The organism is Streptomyces sp. NPDC057428 (genome assembly GCF_042803195.1).
In the GTDB taxonomy this organism is placed as follows: domain Bacteria; phylum Actinomycetota; class Actinomycetes; order Streptomycetales; family Streptomycetaceae; genus Streptomyces.
This window is the reverse complement of sequence record NZ_JBHVCT010000022.1, coordinates 36,101-52,156: the sequence shown is the minus strand read 5'-3', so window position 1 is coordinate 52,156 and position 16,056 is coordinate 36,101. Positions and strand designations below refer to the sequence as shown.

Sequence of the window (16,056 nt, the reverse complement as noted above, 5' to 3'; positions counted from 1 at the left end):
AGTGGCGCGGCCGGCCTCAGCCGCGCAGATGCGGAAACCGCAGCTCGGTCCGGCTGCGGCCGGTTTCGCCGGGGCGCAGCACGGTGCTGGGCCAGTCGGGCCGGTTGGGTGAGTCGGGCAGGTGCTGGGTCTCCAGGCACACCGAGCCGTGCCGTTCGTGGCGGCGGCCGCTTCCATCGGTGTAGGAGCCGTCGAGCTGGTTGGCGGTGTAGACCTGGATACCCGGCTCGGTCGTCCAGACCTCCAGGACACGGGCGCAGCCGGGGGCGCTGAGACGTGCGGCACGGCGCAGACCGGAGCCGGCGTCCCTCAGCACCCAGCAGTGGTCGAACCCGCCGGCCGCCCGCAGCTGACCGTCCTCGATGCCGAGGCGCTCCCCGAGCACGCGCGGCGCGGTGAGAACGGCGTGCCGGCGACTTCCGCCTGCCGCCCCAGCGGGATGCCGTCGTCGTCCACCGGAAGATGGGTGTCGGCGTCGACCTCGAGGAGATGGCCGAGGACGTCACCGTCGCCGGAGAGGTCGAAGTAGGCGTGGTTCGTCAGGTTGACGACGGTGGGCCGGTCGGTGACCGACGCGTAGTCGACGGCCAGGGTCCCGGCCGTGTCGATGGTGTAGGTGACGGTGCTGTCCAGAGCGCCTGGAAAGCCCATGTCCCCGTCGGGGCTGTGCAGGGACAGCCGGACGGACGCGGTGCCGTCGCCGTGACCGGGGGCCGCGTCCCACACCTTGGTGTGGAAGCCGTCGGGTCCCCCGTGCAGGGCGTGGCCGCGGTCGTTGGCGGGGACGTGGTGCTCGGCCCCGTCGAGGGTGAAGCGGCCGTGGGCGATGCGGTTGGCGTAGCGGCCGACGACTGCGCCGAAGTACGGATGCTTCGCCGCGTAGTCGTCGAGCGCCGGGAGCGACCGGACGACCGAGGCGGACGCTCCCGCGGTGTCCGGCACCGTGAGGCGGTGCAGGGAGGCTCCGTAGGTCAGCACCTCGGCCCGGACTCCGCTACCGCTGTCGAGGGTCCACAGGTGGGTCTGCGTGCCGTGGACGGAGCCGAACGGGGTGCTGTGCACGGTGGGGCGCGGCATCAGAGGTCCTCGGTGTGGCCGGAGTCGGACCCGGGCGTGGTGGATTCGCGGATGACGAGGCGATAGCCGGGGCGCGGTCGCCTGGGTTCGGTGAACGGCTCCCCCGAGAGCCGCTCGACCAGGCTGTCGACGGCGAGGCGGGCGATGGCTTCCTTGTCGGGCGCGATGGTGGTGAGTGTGGTGGTGGTGTAGCGGCTCTCCTCGATGTCGTCGAAGCCGACGACGGCGACGTCCTCGGGGATCCGCAGTCCGCGTTCGGTGACGGCCCGCATCGCCCCGATGGCGATGAGGTCGTTGTAGGCGAACACGGCGTCGGGACGGTCCCCCCGGTCCAGGAGGGCCGCCATGCCCACGGCGCCGTCCTCACGGCCGTAGCCGTCGGTGACGACGACGAGGGATTCGTCCGGGGTGATCCCGGAGGCCACGAGCTCCTCGCGCCAGCCCCGCAGCCGCAGGTGCGCCGGCTGGCGTTCCCGGCCGGTGCGCGATCCGAGGAAGGCGATCCGCCGGTGGCCGCGGCCGACGAGGTGGCGGACGGCGGCACGGGCTGCCGCCACGTTGTCGATGGCGATGTGGTCGTACGGGGCTTCGTACTCGCGCTCCCCCAGCAGGACCAGCGGCGCCGTCTCGGTCCGCGCCATCAGGTCCTCGGTCTCCAGGTGGATGGGGCTGAGGATGAGCCCGTCGATCACGTGGGACCGGAACCCCTGGCTGACCAGGAGCTCCTTGTCGCGCAGGCCGGCGGTGTGGTCGACCAGGACGGTGTATTCGTGCCGGGCCGCCGCGTCGATCACCGCTCCCGCGAGTTCCGCGAAGTACGGGTTGCCGAATTCGGGGACGGCGAGCGCGATGATGCCGGTACGGCCCTTGCGCAGGTGACGGGCGGTGAGGTTCGGCCGGTAGCCGAGCTCGTCGATCGCCTGTTGCACCTTGGCGCGCATGGCGGGTGTGACGTGCTGATAGTTGTTCACCACGTTCGACACGGTCTTGATGGACACGCCCGCCCGTTGCGCAACGTCCTTGAGGCTGACGCCCACGGCACTCCTTGGTTCGGCTGGACTCGATGGCTCTTGTCGGCAAGCGGATCGTCGTCAGGTGCTTCTTCGGCTGCGCGCAAGATAGCGCTGCGCCACCACGACAACGATAAGGAAACCGCCGCTGACCACCGACTGGTACGAGGAGTTGAGCGAGCCGATCTGGTTGATGAGGTTCTGGATGACGGCCAGCAGCAGGACTCCCCAGAGGGTTCCGCTGATCGAGCCGGCGCCGCCGACGAGGAGGGTGCCGCCGATGACGACGGCGGAGATCGCGTCGAGTTCCATACCGACACCGACGATCGTGACGCCGGAGGACAGCCTGGCGGCGTTGAGCGCTCCGGCGAGACCGGCCAGCAGGCCGCTGAGCGTGTAGACGAGGATCTTGGTGCGGGCGACGGGCAGGCCGAGTTCACCGAAGGCCGAGTCCTTGGGCACCAGGTAGGTGGTGGCGCCCTCGTCGGTGATGGCGAGCAGCAGGCCGCGCGCGCCGAGCAGCGTGGCGCCACTTCCATGGTGACCGGTGGGACCTCCGCCCAGAACCTCTCCACGGGCCGCGCGTCGACCCTGCCCACGTCGTTGTACGGATGTGTCGCGTCCGTAACCGGAGCGTCGGGGTCGGTGCCCCGGCGGTGCCTGATGCTCCGCCGCCGATATGCACGCACGACACCTCGGTCGAGTCTCTGGGCCGGCCGCGCCGTGGCGTGCGGCGAGAAGTCCCGCCGTCAGCGCGCGGGCGCGGGTGATGCAGCGAGGGCGGGATTCGGTACGGGGACGCGGAAGCTCCACGCTGGGCGTTCTGGGGCAAGGAACGGCTTACGCGCCATCAGTTGCTGCCCGAGGCCGAGAGGTCGCCGCCCGGCTTCACGGGATCCACCGCAGTCCGCCCGCGCCCCGCCCCGACCGCGTGCGCCGCGGCATGGAGGGAGCGCAGGGCGAGCAGCAGGAAGCCGATGTCATCGAGGTAGACGGGGTCTGGCAGCAGGTCGACGGGCGACACGGTGTAGATCACCGCGGCCCAGACGAGAGCCTTGTTACGCAAGGGGATTCCCGCGTCGACGAGCAGCCTCCGGGCCCTGATCACACGTACCAGGAGCACGGCGGCGACACCCGCCGTGAGCAGGAGGGCGAGCGCACCGACGACGAACCAGACCGAGGTGTCCATGGCTCATCGTCTCCCGCGGCGCGGGCCGGAGCCCGTAGGCCTCATCCGGCGCTCCTCGCGTGGCGGCGGGCGCGGCGGCGCTTGAGGGCACGCCGCTCGTTCTCGTCCATGCCTCCCCATACGCCCGCGTCCTGTGCGTTCTCCAAGGCCCAGTCGAGGCACTGTTCACGCACCGGGCAGGTCCCGCAGACCGCCTTGGCCTCCTCCGCCTGCACGAGAGCGGGGCCACTGCTGCCGATCGGGAAGAAAAGATCAGGGTCCTCTTCGCGGCACGCGGCGTGCATGCGCCAGTTGTCCATCTCTCTCACTCCTCTTCGAGGCGATTTCCGAGTCGCTCCTGACGTTCCGTACTGAGCGCGTGACCGGCATCGGGCGATCGAAACCCGGAAAACCCAGGAGCTCAGCCGTTCGCGACCCTCCGAGGGGCTTCCGGCAGGGTTCCCGCGAGTGCGGAGCCAGGACGCAGTGCTCGACCGCGGGACCGTACCGGGGCCTCGTACGTCCCTTCCTCGCACGCTCCGGAGCGTGCGGGCACGCGAGGGCGCGAACTCGGGATCCGTTCGCACCATGCCGTACAGACTCTTCGTCGATACCGAACTATTTGGACATTCTGTCGCTTGCAAAGCATGCACTTTGCACGGAGAGTACGAACATGTCGGAAATAGTCACGTGCGCACGCCTGGCGCCGGAGGATGCGAATGGGCGTAGCGCACATACCTGGTGGATACCCCGCCTCCCCCGTGGTGTCCCGGAAGCCAGGCACCGGGTGCAGAAGACCATGCGCGGCTGGGGAGAACCCGATGAGCGCATCGAGACGGCTGCCCTGGTGGTGACCGAGCTGGTCACGAACGCGGTGCAGCACACCGCCGGCCGGCGTATCCGATGCCGCCTTCTGCGTTCCCCGGGCGGAGTCCGCATCTGTGTGTGGAACCGCGGGCGGCGGAGCATGTCGGCCCTGCCGCGCCCCAGGGATCCCGTCAGGGTCTCCCACTCGACCCGCGGCCCGGTGCCACGCCGCCCCGAGCCGTACCGCGTGGCGAGCGACCGGCCTCACATGGTGGCCGGCCCCGTGGAGGGTCCCGGCCCTGTGGAGGGTCCCGGCCCTGTGGAGGGTCCCGGCCCTGTGGCCTTCACCGGCCTGGACGGGACCGGGGGGCCCGAGGAGAGCTTCGACCTCGCGTCGGTGGCCGAGAACGGCCGGGGGCTGATGCTCGTGGATTCGCTGGCGACGCGCTGGGGCACCCGCACCAGCCTCTCCGGCCGACTGGTCTGGGCCGATCTCTGAAGCGGGTCTCCATGGGGGCCGGCGCCCCGTACTACGCCGGCTTGGGCCGCCCGCCGAAGGCCTACCGGACTCCTCTGCGCGACGGCTCAGGCAAGGGCGGCCCTGCACTCGGGGTGGCCCCATCCGTCCGGATTCTTCGCGATCATCTCCTTGGCCGCGTACGGTTTCCCGCAGTGGCACCGGCCGGCGAATCTGGCCCTGATCGTCGAACCGCCGGAGCGCGACCTGCTCGCGGGCCCGCCGGAGGATGACGCCCCGGCCGTTCTGCTCTTCGTCGAACGGGCCGGCGCGGGCACCGGCATGCCTGCCGCGCCGTGCGCCGTTCCCGCCGCCTGCTGCGACACCGCGACCTCGCTCGCGGCCTGGTCGGCGAGCGCGTTGAGCGGATCGCCGTCCACCTGATGTGCCGGGACGTAGAAAAAGCTCACGCTGCGCCCGCTGAGCAGTTCGTCGATGCCGACGACCAGCGCACGGTTCGCCACGGGCTTGCCGACCGATGTCTTCCAGCCGTTGCGCTTCCAGCCCGGCAGCCACTTCGTCACCGCGTTCATCGCGTACTGCGAGTCCATGCGCACCTCGACCGGCACCGCAGGATCGGTCGACCTCAGCAGTTCCAGCAGGGCGGTGAGCTCAGCCACGTTGTTGGTGGCGGTGCCGAGCGGCCCCGCTTCCCACCGCCGGGGGGTTCCCTGGTCATCGGCCACGACCCATGCCCAGGCGGCAGGTCCCGGATTGCCCTTCGATGCCCCGTCACACGCGGCGATGATGCGCTCGTCCATGCCCTTGATCATGCCAGCCCCAGGGCTCAGGGCACGATCGAGTCCACGTATCCGCCGTCCACCCGCACGGCCGCGCCCGTGGTGGCCGAGGCCTGGGGGGAGCTGAGGTAGACGACGAGGTTGGCGATCTCCTCGGGCTCGATGAGCCGCTGCAGCAGGGACTGCGGGCGGTGCAGGCGCATGAACTCGCGCTGGGCCTCGTCCCAGGGGAGGTCCCCGCCCACCAGTTCGTGGACGAAGTCCTCGATCCCGCCCGTCTGGGTGGGCCCGGCGATCACCGAGTTCACGGTCACCCCTGTTCCCGCGGCCTCCTTGGCGAAGCCGCGGGAGACGGCGAGCAGCGCGGTCTTCGACATCCCGTAGTGGATCATCTCGGCGGGAATGACGATCGCCGAGTCGCTCGCGATGTTCTGCACCCGTCCCCAGCCCCGTCCGGTCATGCCCGGCAGGTAGTGGCGGATCAGGCGTACGGCGCTCAGGACGTTGGTCTCGAAGTAGGTGCGCCATTCCTCGTCGGTGATCTCCAGCGGCGGCCGCGAGCCGAAGATGCCGAGGTTGTTGACGAGGATGTCCGTGGCAGGCACGGCGTCGTACAGTTCCACCGCCCCCTGCTCGGTCGCGAGGTCACAGGCGACCGCGAGGACGTCGGCGTCCGGCACGCCGTGCCTCAGGACCCCGGCTGCCGCGTCGAGCCGCTCCCTGCTGCGTCCGGTCAGGACGACCTGTGCTCCGGCGTCGGCGAGCCCTGTGGCGATGGCGAGCCCGATGCCCTGGGAGGAGCCGGTGACGACCGCGGTCCTGCCGTCAAGAGCGATACGCATGGTGCGATCCCTTCGTCCCGTGTCAGCGGTGGACAAGTCGTCTACACCCTGGCACTCCGGGACGGGGACGCCCGTCAGGACACGGCGCGGGCGCCGCGCCGGGCCGCGTTACGGCGGCTCGCGAGGACCCGTCCGTCGAAGACGCGACGCGCGCGGCCCCGGCCGGAGCGGATCCGGCCGGGGCCGCGTCGCGTAGGTCAGAGAACGCCGGAGGCGGAAACGGCGATCGCGGCCTTCGTGCTGCCGTTCGGGGTGCCGTAGGACTCGATCTTGCGGACGAGCTCCATGCTGGGCTCGTCGGCGACCTCGCCGAACACCACGTGCTTGCCGTCCAGCCACGGGGTCAGGACGGTGGTGATGAAGAACTGCGAGCCGTTGGTGTTCGGGCCGGCGTTGGCCATCGAGAGCAGACCCGGCTTGTCGTGCTTCAGGGTGAAGTTCTCGTCGGCGAACTTCTCGCCGTAGATGCTCTTGCCGCCGGTGCCGTTGCCGCGGGTGAAGTCGCCGCCCTGGAGCATGAAGTCCGGGATGACACGGTGGAACGGCGAGCCGGCGAAGCCGAAGCCCTTCTCACCGGTGGCCAGCGCGCGGAAGTTCTCCGCGGTCTTGGGTGCAACGTCGTCGAACAGGTTGAACACGATCCGCCCGGCGGGCTCGTCGTTGATGGTGATGTCGAAATACGCCTTGATGGTCATGAGGCCATCCTGACATCACCGGGGGTCCTCCGTTGCACAGACCCCGCCCGACGCCGCTCGGAGGCCCTGCGGCGGCCCGAACGGGTGCGGCGCACCACGGGCATGAGCCGTGGTGCGCCGCATCGGTGTCATTGAGGTGTCATTCGGGGGGTATGCCGTATCCCCCTACGGGTGCCGATCAGCGGTTGCCGCGGGGGCCGCCACCGTGGTTGCTGCCACCGTGGTGACCGTTGAAGATGCCGCCGTGGTGACCGTTGTTCATGCCGCCGTGGTGACCGTTGCTGCCTCCGTGGTGGCGCCCCCAGGACTCCGAGTCGATCTTGCGACCGCGGTTGTCGCGGAGCGTCGCGGTGTCCCGGCTGTCCCACACGTAGTTGCGACGGTCCTGGTAGACGTCGCGAGTGGTGTCGCGGCCCACTCCGGTGTGGACCCGGACGGAGGAACGGCCCGGGAGCCGCAGGTCGAACCGGTACGTGCGGTCGCTCTCGTCGCGCAGCGTCCAGCCACGGAGGTTGACGGAGTGACGGCCGGTGTTCGTGACCGTGACCCACTCGGCGTTCAGGCTGCGGTTGGAACCGTTGTCGCGACCGGGGCTGTCGTACTGGATCGCTCCGAGGACGACCGCCGAGCGCTGAGCCGGCCGGTTGTGGCCGTGGTCCCGGCCATCGGCCGAAGCCGGGAGGGCCGCTGCGGCGAGCAGGGCGCCGGAGGCGAGAACGGTGGCGGTGATCCGTCGTGCGGAACGGGACATGGAAACCCCTCATCTTGCAGGCCCGGAACGAAGGTGCCGGGCGTTTTTCGACCCCGGCGTCGGTGCCGGGAACGCAAACTTTGTCCGGCTTTCGCGGTGACCGGAAGGCGCCCTGGTTCGTGTGACAAAGTGCGGACATTTCTGTCACACACGACTGCACTCGGCACGGATGCCACCGGTCGTAGACCTGTCAACCGTTGATCGCTGCACCGACCCGTTCCGGACCCCGTCCACCTGTTCGCGGCGCCCCGCTCACGCCCGCCCCGCTCCCCGAGTACCCATATCCACCCAGGGCAGACGCGTGTAACAAAAGGGACAGCGCTTTCCTGGACAAAAGTTCCATTACCGCCTGGAAAGGAGTTCGCGCGTTCGAGCCTTCAGGACCCGGCGGGACGGGGCGAGACGGGCACGCTGTCCGCCGTTGATGACCAGCGCGTTCACTGGCGCCAAGGGATCCAGGGCCATGGACCTGGCCAGCAGGACGCCTGCGGCCAGCGGGAGCAGGGTCAACGCCAGTGCCGTACCGGCAGTGGTCAGCGTCTGGATGCGGAGGCGCGTCGGCGCGTCGAGGGCCATGCCCCCATTCGACCAGCGAGGAGGCCGAGCCGGGATCGGGTCGCGTACTCAGACGTGCCGGACCCCGTACTCAGCCGGCCGGGCGCTTGTGCGGTCCGGTCGGCCCCGTACGCCCCGCTCCGGCCTATTCCGGATCCGCGGACGGACCCCAGTGGGAGAACCGCGGCAGCCACTTCACCCGGTAGTCGGGGTGGCCCGCGTGCTCCGCGGCCATCTGACGGACGACGAACCCGAGACCGACGGACCGTCCCGAGGTGAAGTCCTGGGCGGGGCGGTCCGTGTCCAGCTCCGCGATCTCCTCGTACTCGTCCAGGAGGACCCTCGTGGTCTCGATGCGGCGCAGGGTGCGTGCCGGGTCCTGGTAGGCGATGTGGCGGTCGTACGCGCGCGACCGCACGACGAACGCGATGCCGCTGGTGCGGTCGTGCACCTCGCCCGGCGCCTCGGCGGGTGTACGCCAGCCGTCCCCTCCCGCTTCCCGCGCGATGCGTTCCTCATCGGCGAGGCGCGCCCGCACGAAGACCAACAGGTCCGAGTTCTCTGCCATCTGGTTTCCGAATCCTTCTCCGTCACAGACCGCGGCGGGATCACACGCTCCGCCACGGACCCGTTCTGCCCGACCAGCAGAGGATGCCTCACCCGTACCCCGTGGGCGCACTCCGCACCGGGCGGGTTCCGCATGACGGACACCGCACCGGGCCGTCACCGCCGAAGTCCGCGGGACGGCGCGCGCCGCGCGGCCATGAGCAGCGCGATGTCGTCGGGGCGGTCGTCGTCCTGCCGGGCCTGCGCGATGACCCGGTCCGCGGTCTCGGCGAGGGGCAGGTGGCCGACCTCGGTCAGGGTGCCGCGCAGGCGCTCTATGCCCTCGTCGATGTCCGCGCCCGCCGAGGATGCACGAGCCGACGGGGCGGCCGGAGGCGATGAGCGGCAGGAAGGCGCGGGCGCCGACACTGGCGCCCATGGGGATGCCGGGTTAGGCGTCGGCCAGTTGCTCCATCCCTGATCTTGCGTGGGCCAGGGCCACCGGCCGGTACGGAACGGCGGTGGGCTCCGCAGGCGACCCGAGCTCCACCCCCGGTGCGCTTTCGTCCGAGGACCTCGGCGAGCCTTCGCCCGAGGACCCCTGCGAGCGGTCGGGGCTCCCCGCTTGGCCGAAGGTGATCGTGACGCCGTCGTGGCCGGGGAACATTACGTCCAGGTGCTGGCCCACCCGGAGAAGCGGCTCGAGGAGGCCGACCTGACCAACAACAGCGCCCTGCGCAAGGTCGTCCTGGGCGGCAGGCCCAGGGCGCGCACGGTGACCGTGCCCGCGCACGGCCTCGTCGGGGGCAACTGACAGCGGGCCGCGGCAGGCCCGTGGGGAGCTCCCCTGGGCCTGCCGCGGCACCCCAATGAGTGCGTCGGGGCGGCGAGTTGCTGTGGCAGACTTCGCAGGTGGAGCGGTTCACCCATCTGCAACGGAGCGCGTCATGACGACCGGGATACCTCAGCCCCCCATCGACACCAGCAAGCCGCACTCGGCGCGTGTGTACGACTCGCTGCTGGGCGGCAAGGACAACTACCCGGTGGACCAGGCGGTGGCGGAGCAGCTGCCGCCCGAGGCGAAGGCCGGAGCGTTCCAGAACCGCGCCTTCATGAACCGTGCGACGGCCTGGCTGGCCGCTGAGGGAGTCGGCCAGTTCCTCGACATCGGCACGGGCATCCCGACGGCGCCGAACCTGCACCAGATCGCCCAGGAGATCAGGCCCGACGCCCGGGTCGTCTACTGCGACAACGACCCGATCGTGCTGCGGCACGCGGAGGCCCTCCTCATCAGCCGTCCTGAGGGGGCGACCGACTACGTCCACGCGGACGTGCTCGAACCCGCGACGATCATCGACGCGGCCCGGAAGGTCCTGGACTTCGACCGGCCCATCGCCCTCTCGCTGCTGGGGCTCCTCCACTTCCTGCCCGACGACCTGGACCCCGTGGGGATCGTGCGCATCCTGACGGCCTCTCTGAGCCCGGGCAGCTACGTGGTCCTGTCCCAGGGCGCGTCGGACGTGAATCCCGAGCGCGGCGAGCAGGGCAAGGCGGAGTACGGCAAGGGCGGTATCCGGCTCGCCCTGCGCACCCGAGGGGAGTTCGAGCGCTTCTTCGAGGGCATGGACATCGTCGAGCCCGGGCTGGTGACGGCTCCCGAGTGGTTCCGCGACACGCCGGCCCCCCGGCCCGAGATGAGCGGCGTGTACGTCGCGGTGGCCCGCATCCCGTAACCGTCCGGAAGGGGACGTCCTCATGACCGAGGACCGGCGGCACCCGGCAGCCGAGGCGTTCGACGCCATCGGTGCCGACTACGAGACGGCCTTCGCCGGCTCGCAGGCCCATCATGCCTCCCTGGAGCGGCTGTTGGGGCAACTGGCCCCGCGCAGCCGGGTCCTGGACGTCGGCAGCGGCACGGGCCGGCCGACCGCCCGCACACTGGCCGCGGCCGGGCACGAGGTGCTGGGCGTCGATGTGTCAGCGGTCATGGTGGAACTGGCGGCCCGCCGGGTCCCGGGAGCCACGTTCCGCAACGCCGACATCCGTGAGGTCCCGCTGGAGCAGACCGGCTTCGACGCGGTGTGTGTCTACTTCTCGCTGCTGCAGATGTCCCGCGAGGACCAGCGTTCGGTGCTCCGGCGGCTCGCCGGGGCGCTCCGGCCCGGCGGCCACCTGGTCCTGGCCACGGTTCCGCTGGACGTCGAGGGGGTGAGCGCCGTCTTCATGGGCCAGGAGGTGGAGGTGACCAGTTTCGGCCCTGCGGGATGCAGGACGCTCGTGACCGGTGCCGGGCTCACCGTCACGCGGGAGGACGACGCGGTGTTCACCCCGGCCCACCCCGGAGCCGTACCCGAGCCGCACCTCTTTCTCCACTGCCGCCGGGAGCCGGTGTGACGACGCGCGCGCCCGAGCCCGGCATGATCCGGACGAGGGGCCTCAAGGCTGCAGGAGCTGTTCCGTCCAGATGACCTTGCCTCCGTCGTCCGTGTAGCGGGTCCCCCAGCGCTCCGCCAACTGGGCGACGAGGAAGAGCCCCCGGCCCCCTTCGTCCATGCTGGCCGCCTGGCGCAAGTGGGGGGAGGTGCTGCTGCGGTCGGACACCTCGCAGATCAGCGTCCGGTCGCGGAGCAGCCGTACGCGGATGGGGCCCGTGGCGTAGCGGATGGAGTTGGTGACCAGTTCACTGAGGATCAGTTCGGTCGTGAACGCCTCTTCGGCCAGATTCCACTCGGTGAGCTTGCGGGACACGTCGGCACGTACCCGGGCGACCGCCGAGGGATCGGAGGGCACCTCCCACTCCGCCACGTTCTCGGGTGCCGTCCGGCGGGTGCGGCCGACGAGCAACGCGACGTCGTCGCGGGCGCGGGCGGGCACGAGGGTCCGCAGGACGACCTCGCAGGTCTCCTCAGGAGTCCGCTCACCGTGCCCTGCGAGCGTGGAACGCAGGAGCTCCAGACCTTCGTCGATGTCACGGTGACGGTCCTCGACGAGTCCGTCCGTGTACAGCACCAGCCGGCTGTCCTCGGCGAGCTGCACGTCGAGGGTCTCGAAGGGCATGCCGCCCAGCCCCAGAGGGGGCCCACCGGGCACGTCGGCGAACTGCGCGTCGCCCTCGGGGCTGACGATCACGGGCTGGAGGTGGCCCGCCCGCGCCATGCTGCAGCGCCCGGACACCGGGTCGTAGATCGCGTAGAGGCAGGTGGCCCCGGTGACGCCTCCGCCCTCGGAGCCGTCGGCCGACTCGTCCTGGTCGATCCGGGCGACCAGTTCGTCCAGGTGCCACAGCAGCTCGTCCGGTGGGAGGTCCAGGGTGGAGAAGTTGTGGACCGCCGTACGCAGGCGCCCCATCGTGGCGGCCGCGTGCAGGCCGTGCCCCACGACGTCGCCGACCACGAGCGCGACCCGGGCGCCGGGGAGCGGGATGATGTCGAACCAGTCGCCTCCGACTCCGCCGAGCCCGCCCAGCCCGGCCTGTGCGGGAAGGTAGCGGTAGGCGGCGTCGATCGCGGTCTGGTCGGGAAGTCCGCGCGGGAGCAGACTGCGCTGCAGGGTGACCGCGACGTTGTGCTCGCGCGAGTAGCGGCGCGCGTTGTCGATGCTCACCGCCGCGCGGGCCACCAGTTCCTCGGCGACCGACAGGTCCTCGTCCTCGAACGGTTCGGGCCGCTCGGCCCGCCAGAACATCGCCACTCCCAGGATCACGCCCCTGGCCCGCATGGGGACGGCGATCAGCGAGTGGAGGCCGCATTCGACGATCCGGGCGCCGCGCTCCGGGTCCGCCTGCTGCCAGCCGGAGTGCTGTGCCAGGTCGGGTACGAGGACCGCCTCGCCCCTGAGGAGACCCGCCCCGAGGTCCGTGTTCGGCAGGAAGCGGACCACCGAGCCCAGCGGGTGGAGTCCGGTGTCGTCGCGGGGCCCACTGAAGGCGGACCGCCGCAGTCCGCTGGAGGTCGCGCCGGCCGCGGTCGGCTCCTCGCCGCGCAGGACGGCCTCGACGAGGTCGACTGTGGCGTAGTCGGCGAATCTGGCGGTGGCGAAATCGGCCAGCTCCTCGCAGGTCCGGATGACGTCCAGCGCGGTGCCGATCTCCGTGCCCGCGTCATAGAGCAGCTTGAGCCGTCCGCGGGCCATGGCGGCCTTGCCGGACAGGGCCTGCAGTTCCGTGGTGTCGCGCAGGGTCGTCACGCTGCCCGGCGGGCCTCCTTCCCTGTCGGTGGGACGCTGGCTGACGGCGAGGAGCCTGTCTCCGACGGAGTACACCTCGTCGGTCGCAGTCCGTCCGGAGGCCAGCAGCCCGGTGATGGCCTGGTCGAGACCGAGCTCCGTGACGGGCACGCCGTCGACGTCCGGGGGCAGCGCCAGGAGCCTGCGTGCCTCGTCGTTCGCCAGCAGCAGGCGCCCGTCGCCGCTGACGATGACCACTCCCTCCCGCACGGAGTGCAGAACGGCGTCGTGGTGCTCGTACATCCGGGTAATCTCGGTGGGGCCGAGGCCGTGGGTCTGGCGTCGCAGCCGCCGGGTGACGAGGGCCGTACCGCCCATGGTGAGCAGCAGGATCCCGGCGGCCGAGCCGAACAGGAGGGGGAACTGGTGCTCGGCGACCCCGCTGACGTTCTTGACGGTGATCCCGGCGGACACCAGACCGATCACCTTGCCGTCGGCGCCGGACACGGGCACCACGGCCTGGATCAGCGGCCCGATGGTCCCGGTGATCTTCTCGGTGACGACATGGCCGTCCAGCGCCGGTCCGACCTCGCCGACGAACTTCTTGCCGATCCGGTCGGGCAGCGGGTGCGTGAAGCGGATGGCGTCCCGGTTGAGTACGACGATGAAGTCGACCCCGGAGCGCTTGCGCGCGGCCTCTGCCTTCGGCTGGAGCACGGCGGTGGGGTCGGGGCTTTTCAGGGCGGCTTCCATGCCCGGGGAGTTGGCGAAGGTCTCGGCCACGGCGACCGAGCGGTTGCGGGCCTCGCGCTCGCTGTCCGCGCGGGACTGCAGCACGAGCGCCGCCACGGCGGCTGCGACGAGCAACACCACGATCGCCACTTGGAGGAGAAAGACCTGACCGGCGAGGCTTCTCATGCCGAGAAACGAGCGCGGGCGGCCGTCGCGTCCGGCCATGTCCCCCTTTCTACACCCTGGCCATACGCCGGGCGAGCCGTGCGTGACGGGCAGGGCGGCACCGGCGGCCGGAAACGGTCATCGCGCGCGAGCGGGCTCCCGCCCGGCCGCGCCGTCCTCCCGGGCCATCCGGTGCGGCCACCACACGTGCGGGCCGATGTCGAGGAAGAGGGCCGTGACCAGGACCGACCGTACGACGAACGTGTCCAGGAGTACGCCCAGGGCCACGGTGAAGCCGATCTCGGCGAAGGCGACCACGGGAAGGGTGCCGAGCGCCGCGAAGGTGCCGGCCAGGACGAGGCCGGCGGACGTGATCACCGCCCCGGTCGCGGCGAGCCCGGTCACGACGCCGGCTCGGGTGCCCTGGTGCAGGGCCTCCTCGCGGATCCGGGTGGTCAGGAAGATGTTGTAGTCGATGCCGAGCGCCACCAGGAAGACGAACACGAAGAGCGGGAAGTCCGTCGTCTCGCCCGCGTAGTCGAAGACGTACCGGAAGGCGAGCGCGCTGACACCGAGCGCGGCGGCGAACGACAGGACCACCGTCGCGATCAGGAGGAGGGGCGCCAGCAGGGCGCGCAGCACCAGCGCCAGGACGATCAGCACGACCACGAGCACCAGGGGGATGATGAGCAGGTTGTCGTGGCGGGTGGCGGCGTCCATGTCGAGCGCGGCCGCCGCGTCACCGCCCACCAGCGCGTCCGCGCCCGGAATTCCGTGTACGGCCTCACGGACGCGCTCGACGGTCCGCTCGGCCCGGTCGCTGTCCGCCGCGTCCGTGAGGGTGGCCTCGAAGATGGCGCGGCCGTCCTGCACCGGGCGGGCGCCGGGCGGTACGACGAGCGAGCCAGGTACGACGCCCCGGGTCCCCTGGACCGCCACCCTCACCTCGGCGCTCCGGTCCGCCGCCGCGATCACGACGAGCGGGCTGCCGCTCCCGGCCGGGAAGTAGCGGTTCTGGATCTCCTGTCCGGAGACGGAGTCCGGCTTGTCGGGGAAGGAGTCGGCGTTGCTGAGGCCCGCCGCGCGCAACTGGAGGAGGCCCAGGGACAGTGCGGCCAGCACCAGCGCCGTGGCGACCCAGACCCTTCGCGGGTGCGCGGCGAGCCGCCGCCCGGCCCGTGCCCAGAATCCGCGCTCGGTGGGTTCGGGCGTGCCGTGGTGCGGGACCACCGGCCAGAAGACCCACCGGTCGAAGATCACCAGCAGCGCCGGCAGCAGCGTGAGCATGGCGACGAGGGCGACGGCCACGCCGATCGCGGCCACGGGGCCGAGGCCCCGGGTCGAGTTCATCTCGGCGGCCAGCAGGACGAGCATGCTCAGCACCACGGTGCCGCTGCTCGCCAGCACGGCGGGCCCCGCGCGGTGCAGTGCACGGGCCATGGCCTCGTGCCGGTCCTCGTGGCGCCGTAGTTCCTCGCGGTAGCGGGCGACGAGGAGCAGGGCGTAGTCGGTACCCGCGCCGAAGACGAGGACGGTCAGGATGCCGGCGCTCTGCCCGTTCACGGTGAGACCGGCGTGCGCCGCCAGGAGGTAGATCAGGGCCTGTGCGGTGAGGAGGGCCGCGACCACCGAGACCACGGGCAGCACGAGCAGCGTCGGGCTCCGGTAGGTGATCAGCAGCATCACGATCACGACGGCGAGCGCGGCGAGGAGCAGGGTCGAGTCGATGCCGGAGAACGCGTCGGCGGAGTCGGCTGCGACTCCCCCGGGCCCGGAGATGTGTACGGCGAGTCCTGCCCCGCCGTTCCCCACGACATCCCGCACGGAGTCGACGGCCGGGCCGATCCGCTCCCAGCCCTTCTCGTCCATCGTGATCGGCACGAAGATCTGCGCGGCGGCGGGTGCGGTCCTGCTGTCGTAGAGCGGGCCGCGGACCTCCTGGCCGCGCACACCGTGGGCGCGCAGGGCCGTGAGCTGCCGCTCGTCCTCCGCGATCCGGGCACGGTCGGCGCCGGTCAGGCCGCTGTCGCGCGCGTACACGACGACGGCCGTGATGACCTCGGGCCTGAATTCCTTGGACTCCTCCCAGACCCGGGTGGACTCGGCGCTGCTCGGCAGCCAGGACGCCGCGTCGTTGTCCTGGGCTCCGGTGAGTTTCCCGGCCAGCGGCGCGGCCAGGACGAGGACGACGATCCAGAACACGACGACGAGCCACTTGGTGCGGCCTCCGCACACAAGCCGGGCCACTGACTGCATGCCGCTCCCGCCGCTTCGTCCTGTGCTTTGG

General features: G+C 71.1%; 16 protein-coding genes and 2 pseudogenes. 4 read left to right on the top strand and 14 right to left on the bottom strand.

Annotation, left to right across the window (positions count from 1 at the left end):
- Positions 1-16: 16 nt before the first annotated feature.
- From ACFU5K_RS11915 to ACFU5K_RS11895, 5 genes and pseudogenes are all read right to left on the bottom strand, one after another.
- Positions 17-1,077, bottom strand: a pseudogene (locus ACFU5K_RS11915) (aldose epimerase family protein).
- Positions 1,077-2,114 (bottom strand): LacI family DNA-binding transcriptional regulator, encoded by a 1,038-nt coding sequence (locus ACFU5K_RS11910; RefSeq protein ID WP_384059490.1) that lies wholly within the window; start codon positions 2,112-2,114, stop codon positions 1,077-1,079. Before ACFU5K_RS11910 ends, ACFU5K_RS11915 begins: the two are co-directional and overlap by 1 nt.
- A 54-nt stretch (positions 2,115-2,168) precedes the next feature.
- Positions 2,169-2,615 (bottom strand): annotated as a pseudogene (locus ACFU5K_RS11905) (ABC transporter permease); the annotation flags it as partial.
- 322 nt (positions 2,616-2,937) lie between these two features.
- The gene (locus ACFU5K_RS11900) at positions 2,938-3,276 is read right to left on the bottom strand and encodes a YkvA family protein (protein WP_384059487.1); all 339 of its coding nucleotides are present in this window, start codon (positions 3,274-3,276) and stop codon (positions 2,938-2,940) included.
- A gap of 41 nt (positions 3,277-3,317) precedes the next feature.
- Entirely contained in the window at positions 3,318-3,575 is a 258-nt protein-coding gene (locus ACFU5K_RS11895) for a WhiB family transcriptional regulator (protein ID WP_384059484.1), read from the bottom strand.
- A gap of 353 nt (positions 3,576-3,928) precedes the next feature.
- On the opposite strand from ACFU5K_RS11895, the gene ACFU5K_RS11890 reads away from it, so the two are divergent.
- Positions 3,929-4,561: an ATP-binding protein gene (locus ACFU5K_RS11890; RefSeq protein ID WP_384059482.1), complete on the top strand. Its 633-nt coding sequence runs from the start codon at positions 3,929-3,931 to the stop codon at positions 4,559-4,561.
- 86 nt (positions 4,562-4,647) lie between these two features.
- Here ACFU5K_RS11890 and ACFU5K_RS11885 read toward each other — a convergent pair whose 3' ends face one another.
- From ACFU5K_RS11885 to ACFU5K_RS11855, 7 genes are all read right to left on the bottom strand, one after another.
- Entirely contained in the window at positions 4,648-5,340 is a 693-nt protein-coding gene (locus ACFU5K_RS11885) for a ribonuclease H (protein WP_384059479.1), read from the bottom strand.
- Positions 5,341-5,366: 26 nt separating this feature from the next.
- Positions 5,367-6,161: an SDR family NAD(P)-dependent oxidoreductase gene (locus ACFU5K_RS11880; RefSeq protein WP_384059476.1), complete on the bottom strand. Its 795-nt coding sequence runs from the start codon at positions 6,159-6,161 to the stop codon at positions 5,367-5,369.
- Between the two features lie 197 nt (positions 6,162-6,358).
- Positions 6,359-6,856 (bottom strand): peptidylprolyl isomerase, encoded by a 498-nt coding sequence (locus ACFU5K_RS11875; protein WP_384059473.1) that lies wholly within the window; start codon positions 6,854-6,856, stop codon positions 6,359-6,361.
- Positions 6,857-7,034: 178 nt separating this feature from the next.
- Positions 7,035-7,607, bottom strand: a complete 573-nt coding sequence (locus ACFU5K_RS11870; RefSeq protein ID WP_384059471.1) for a lamin tail domain-containing protein — start codon at positions 7,605-7,607, stop codon at positions 7,035-7,037.
- 342 nt (positions 7,608-7,949) lie between these two features.
- Positions 7,950-8,183 (bottom strand): hypothetical protein, encoded by a 234-nt coding sequence (locus ACFU5K_RS11865; RefSeq protein ID WP_384059468.1) that lies wholly within the window; start codon positions 8,181-8,183, stop codon positions 7,950-7,952.
- Positions 8,184-8,307: 124 nt separating this feature from the next.
- Positions 8,308-8,730 carry a DUF6221 family protein gene (locus ACFU5K_RS11860; protein ID WP_384059465.1) on the bottom strand — a complete coding sequence of 141 codons (423 nt, stop codon included), beginning with the start codon at positions 8,728-8,730 and terminating at the stop codon, positions 8,308-8,310.
- 155 nt (positions 8,731-8,885) lie between these two features.
- Entirely contained in the window at positions 8,886-9,137 is a 252-nt protein-coding gene (locus ACFU5K_RS11855; RefSeq protein ID WP_384059463.1) for a hypothetical protein, read from the bottom strand.
- A gap of 223 nt (positions 9,138-9,360) precedes the next feature.
- On the opposite strand from ACFU5K_RS11855, the gene ACFU5K_RS11850 reads away from it, so the two are divergent.
- The 3 genes from ACFU5K_RS11850 (at position 9,361) to ACFU5K_RS11840 (ending at position 11,102) form a co-directional block, all read left to right on the top strand.
- Positions 9,361-9,522: a hypothetical protein gene (locus tag ACFU5K_RS11850; RefSeq protein ID WP_384059555.1), complete on the top strand. Its 162-nt coding sequence runs from the start codon at positions 9,361-9,363 to the stop codon at positions 9,520-9,522.
- Between the two features lie 133 nt (positions 9,523-9,655).
- On the top strand, positions 9,656-10,441 hold the full coding sequence (locus ACFU5K_RS11845; RefSeq protein WP_384059460.1) for an SAM-dependent methyltransferase: 786 nt from the start codon (positions 9,656-9,658) through the stop codon (positions 10,439-10,441).
- A gap of 22 nt (positions 10,442-10,463) precedes the next feature.
- Complete coding sequence (locus ACFU5K_RS11840) at positions 10,464-11,102, top strand: class I SAM-dependent methyltransferase (RefSeq protein ID WP_384059457.1); 639 nt, start codon at positions 10,464-10,466, stop codon at positions 11,100-11,102.
- Between the two features lie 42 nt (positions 11,103-11,144).
- Here the strand turns inward: ACFU5K_RS11840 and ACFU5K_RS11835 are convergent, their stop codons facing one another.
- Together ACFU5K_RS11835 and ACFU5K_RS11830 are read right to left on the bottom strand one after the other, a co-directional pair.
- On the bottom strand, positions 11,145-13,829 hold the full coding sequence (locus ACFU5K_RS11835) for a SpoIIE family protein phosphatase (protein ID WP_384059455.1): 2,685 nt from the start codon (positions 13,827-13,829) through the stop codon (positions 11,145-11,147).
- Between the two features lie 78 nt (positions 13,830-13,907).
- Positions 13,908-16,025 carry an MMPL family transporter gene (locus tag ACFU5K_RS11830; protein WP_384059452.1) on the bottom strand — a complete coding sequence of 706 codons (2,118 nt, stop codon included), beginning with the start codon at positions 16,023-16,025 and terminating at the stop codon, positions 13,908-13,910.
- Positions 16,026-16,056: the final 31 nt, after the last annotated feature.